We start from the raw sequence: 4,300 nt of genomic DNA on the forward strand, positions 1-4,300 counted from the left end.
TCCTCGTGGCGGCCTTCGTGTCGCTGTCCATCGGCACGTCGATGGGCACCGTGGCGGCGGTCGTGCCCATTGCGCTGGGCGTGGCGGATGCGGCCGGACTGGACCGGGTGCTGGTCGTCAGCGCCGTGCTGGGGGGCGCCATGTTCGGCGACAACCTGTCGATCATTTCGGACACCACCATCGCGGCGACCCGGAGCCAGGGTGCCGAGATGCGCGACAAGTTCCGCGAGAACTTCAAGATCGCGCTGCCTGCCGCCATTGCCACGATCGTCCTTTTGGGTTCGCTGGGCGACGCAGCCCCGGTGGAAGCGCCGGACGCCGCGTCGCCGTGGTTGGTACTGCCCTACGTGCTGGTGCTCGGCTTGGCGCTGGCGGGCCTGGACGTGGTGCTGGTGCTCGGCATCGGCTTGGTGGCATCGGGCGTGTTCGGCTTCGTGCTGGCCGAAGACTACGACGTGGTCTCCTTCGCCGGAGACATCTATCTGGGTTTCGAGGGCATGGTGGAGATCACCCTGCTGTCGATCCTCATCGGCGGTCTGGCTGCGCTGATCAAGGTCACGGGCGGCCTGGACTGGTTGGCGCAGGTCATCGCAAGGTTCGCGCGCGGCCGCACGGGGCGCCGCTCGGGCGAAATCAGCATCGCTGCACTGGCGGCGGGGTCGGACGCGCTGACGGCGAACAACACCGTGGCGATCCTGGTCACCGGCAGCCTGGCGAAGGACATCGCACAGCGCCATGGCATCAGTCCGCGGCGCGCGGCCAGCGTGCTCGACATCTTCGCGTGCGTGATCCAGGGCGTGCTGCCGTATGGCGCGCAGATACTGCTGGCGGCATCACTGGCCGCCGTGTCGCCGCTGGCGCTGGCTGGCAGCGTGTACTACTGCTGGCTGCTTGCGGCATCGGCATTGGCTTTCATCCTCTGGCCCTCGCGCCGCGCGGCACGCGCCACCGAATGAAAACGGGGCGCTTGCGCGCCCCGTCCGGTTCCCGCTCTGGCCATCGAGGCTCAGTCGCGCGACTGCAGCTTCGACAGCAGGCGCAGCAGTTCCAGGTACAGCCAGACCAGCGTGACCATAAGGCCGAAGGCGCCGTACCACTCCATGTACTTCGGTGCCCCCTGCTCGACGCCGCTTTCTATGAAATCGAAATCCAGCACCAGGTTCAGCGAGGCGATGACGACGACGAACAGGCTGAAGCCGATGCCGACCAGGCCGGACTCATGGATCAGCGGGATCTTGATGCCGAAGAATCCCAGCGCGATGCTCGCCAGGTAGACCAGGGCGATGCCGCCGGTCGCGGCCACCACGCCCAGCTTGAAGTTTTCGGTGGCCTTGATCAGGCCGCTGCGGTAGGCGAACAGCAGCGCGAACAGGATGCCGAACGTCAGCATCACCGCCTGCATCACGATGCCGCCGAACTGCGCGTTGTAGACCGCGGAGATCGCACCCAGGAAGAACCCTTCGACCAGCGCGTACAGCGGCGCGGTGACGGGCGCCCAGGTCTTCTTGAAGACGGTGATCAGCGCCAGCACCAGGCCGCCGATGGCGCCGCCCCACATGTACACCGCGAAACCGGGGGCGGGCAGGCCGTCCGTACCGAGCGCCTGGTTCCAGGAGAACGCCGCCGTCAGCACGGTCAGCAACAGCAGGATGCCCGTCTTGTTGATGGTGCCGTTGAGCGTCATCGCCTCGCCGTCGCGCGAGACGACCGCACCACTGCCGAGATCGAGGAAGGTGGATTCCTTCAAAGCCGGATTGCCGCTGCGCATCGTCGTTCCCTTTATGGTTGCCGGACATCTGTCCCCAGCGGCCGAGCATATCGCAAGCGGAAGACCTTCAGGTTTCGTTTGACAGCAAGGCCACAGGTTCCGACAATACGCGACCTCGTTGGCGTCCAGGCGCCATGCCGGGACCCTCGTCGGGGTATAGCGCAGTCTGGTAGCGCATCTGCTTTGGGAGCAGAGGGTCGGGGGTTCGAATCCCTCTACCCCGACCAGCCCGACGCGGTGTCGTTGTGTTCCGGCAGGGTGAGGGATGCGACAATCCGGACAGAGCGCCCGTAGCTCAACCGGATAGAGCACCGGCCTTCTAAGCCGGCGGTTACAGGTTCGAGTCCTGTCGGGCGCGCCACGGCGGTGCGAACCGTCAGGGTGCAGGTTTCAGTGGTGGCTGTAGCTCAGCTGGTTAGAGTACTGGATTGTGATTCCAGATGTCGGGGGTTCGAGTCCCCTCAGCCACCCCATTGATTGCAGGACGTCCGCGTCGCGGGGGTTCACAGAAAAAAACGATGCGGTTACACTACGCGTCTGATGTTTCGGGGCCGTTAGCTCAGTTGGTAGAGCAGTTGACTCTTAATCAATAGGTCCAAGGTTCGAATCCTTGACGGCCCACCAAACCCGAAACGCCCGGCCGCAAGCCGGGCGTTTTTTTATTGTCGGTCGCGCCATGCCGGCCGCTACAATGCGACACGTACTGCGAAAGTGGCGGAATTGGTAGACGCACTGGATTTAGGTTCCAGCGGGTAACCCCCGTGAGGGTTCGAGTCCCTCCTTTCGCACCACGCTCCATCCGTTGAAGGCAGGGCGACCCGACGGCCGGTCCCCCGAGCCTTCTTCCGACCTCCCGGGTGCGCGCCCGGGTTGCGTCTGCTGCCGCGCGGCGCCCGTCACCGCTGGCAGCCTGTCCCGGAATCGGCGAAACTAGCAAGTTCCGCCGGGAAGGGCTTCGTGCTCTGGGCCCAGGCGTCCCGGATTATCAACATCGCCCCGGCTTAGTCGTGGCTGCAGGAGTCAGTGAGTATGCAAGTTTCGGTCGAATCGGTCGGCAACCTCGAACGCCGCATGAGCTTCAGCCTGCCRGCGGAGCGCCTGGACACCCATATCGGTGGCCGCCTGCGCGAGCTGTCGCGTACGGCGCGCATCAAGGGTTTCCGCCCCGGCAAGGTGCCAGCCAAGGTCATCGAGCAGCGTTACGGCGACCAGGTGCGTGCAGAAGCCCTCGACGGTCTGCTGCGCGAGACCTTCAACAATGCAGTGCGCGAGCAGGACCTGCAGCTYGCCGGCAACCCGCGCATCGAAAAGCAGGGCGACGGTGAACTGGATTTCGTCGCCACGTTCGAAGTGGTGCCGGAGTTCGGCGACATCGACGTCACCACCCTCAAGGTGGTGCGCAATATGGCCGAAGTGACCGATGCCGACATCGACCAGATGGTGGACAACCTGCGCATGCAGCGTCGCACCTTCCAGGCCGTCGAGCGCGGCGCGAAAGAGGGCGACCGCGTGGCGCTCGAAACCTGGTCCCAGGCAGGCGACGAGCGCATGCCGGCGGAAGGCGCCGAAAAGGGCGCCACCCTGATCGGTTCGGGCGTGATGTTCGGCGAGATCGAGCAGGCGCTGGTGGGACTCACGAAGGGTGAAGAAAAGACCGTGTCCGTGACGTTCCCGGCCGACTGGCGCGTGCCGCAGCTGGCCGGCCGTCAGGTCGACGTGCACGTAAAGGTCACCGACGTGGCCGAGTCGGTGCTGCCTGAAGTCGATCGCGAGTTCATCCGCAGCTTCGGCGTGAAGGGCGGGGACGTGGAGCAGTTCCGCGCCGACATCCGCAGCAACCTGGAGCGCGAGCTGAAGGGCGCGCTGATGACCCGCCTGCGTCGCGAGGTCGGCGAGCAGCTGATCGCCGCTTATTCGCACGTCGAGATGCCGCCGCGCCTGGTCGAGAACGAAGCGCGCGTGATGGTCCAGCAGGCCGCCGAGCAGGCGCGCCGCCAGGGCCAGCAGGTGCAGATTCCCGAGAATGCCCACGAGGGCTTCACGGACGCCGCCCGCAAGCGCGTCCTGGTCGGCCTGCTGGTGGGCGAAGTGGCGCGCCGCAACCAGCTGCGCCTGGATCCGAAGCGCCTGAACGAAACGCTGCGCCTGATCGCCTCGACCTACGAGGAGCCGGAGCAGGTCATTGAGTTGTACCGCAACGACCCCCAACTGATGAACAGTCTGCAGGGTCGTGTGATGGAAGAGCAGGTGATCGACTGGATCGCCGAGCGCGCCCAGCACACCGAGCAGGCGCTTTCCTTCCAGGAAGCCATCCGCAACTGATCCGGGCGCCCGCCCGGCCAGAAGGTCCGGCTATCCTAGGCCGGACCTTCCCTTGAACGACAGGCGCGAGAACCGATGAGCATTCAAACCCAAGCCCTCAACCTGGTGCCGATGGTGGTCGAGCAGACCAGCCGCGGCGAGCGCGCCTACGACATCTATTCCCGCCTGCTCAAGGAGCGCGTGATCTTCCTGGTCGGCGGCGTGGACGAC

3 protein-coding genes, 5 tRNA genes and 1 pseudogene are annotated in these 4,300 nt (G+C 65.5%); 8 read left to right on the plus strand and 1 reads right to left on the minus strand.

What is annotated here, in order from left to right; all coding sequences use genetic code 11:
* The coding region (locus AC04L7_RS13135) for a Na+/H+ antiporter NhaC family protein (protein ID WP_475513167.1) at positions 1-956 on the plus strand (956 nt) is incomplete at its 5' end.
* 50 nt (positions 957-1,006) lie between these two features.
* Here the strand turns inward: AC04L7_RS13135 and AC04L7_RS13140 are convergent.
* Positions 1,007-1,768: a Bax inhibitor-1/YccA family protein gene (locus tag AC04L7_RS13140; protein WP_435997711.1), complete on the minus strand. Its 762-nt coding sequence runs from the start codon at positions 1,766-1,768 to the stop codon at positions 1,007-1,009.
* A gap of 150 nt (positions 1,769-1,918) precedes the next feature.
* On the opposite strand from AC04L7_RS13140, the gene AC04L7_RS13145 reads away from it, so the two are divergent.
* The 7 genes and pseudogenes from AC04L7_RS13145 to AC04L7_RS13175 all read left to right on the plus strand — a co-directional run.
* A tRNA-Pro gene (locus AC04L7_RS13145) sits at positions 1,919-1,995 on the plus strand.
* Positions 1,996-2,052: 57 nt separating this feature from the next.
* Positions 2,053-2,129 (plus strand) — tRNA-Arg (locus AC04L7_RS13150).
* A 35-nt stretch (positions 2,130-2,164) separates the two neighbouring features.
* Positions 2,165-2,241 (plus strand) — tRNA-His (locus tag AC04L7_RS13155).
* A 75-nt stretch (positions 2,242-2,316) separates the two neighbouring features.
* Positions 2,317-2,392, plus strand: a tRNA-Lys gene (locus AC04L7_RS13160).
* Positions 2,393-2,473: 81 nt separating this feature from the next.
* Positions 2,474-2,559, plus strand: a tRNA-Leu gene (locus AC04L7_RS13165).
* A 238-nt stretch (positions 2,560-2,797) separates the two neighbouring features.
* Complete coding sequence (gene tig / locus AC04L7_RS13170) at positions 2,798-4,090, plus strand: trigger factor (RefSeq protein WP_435997713.1); 1,293 nt, start codon at positions 2,798-2,800, stop codon at positions 4,088-4,090.
* A 75-nt stretch (positions 4,091-4,165) separates the two neighbouring features.
* Positions 4,166-4,300: pseudogene (locus AC04L7_RS13175) on the plus strand (ATP-dependent Clp protease proteolytic subunit); the annotation flags it as partial.

This window comes from Pseudoxanthomonas sp. LjRoot204_2 (genome assembly GCF_056175765.1).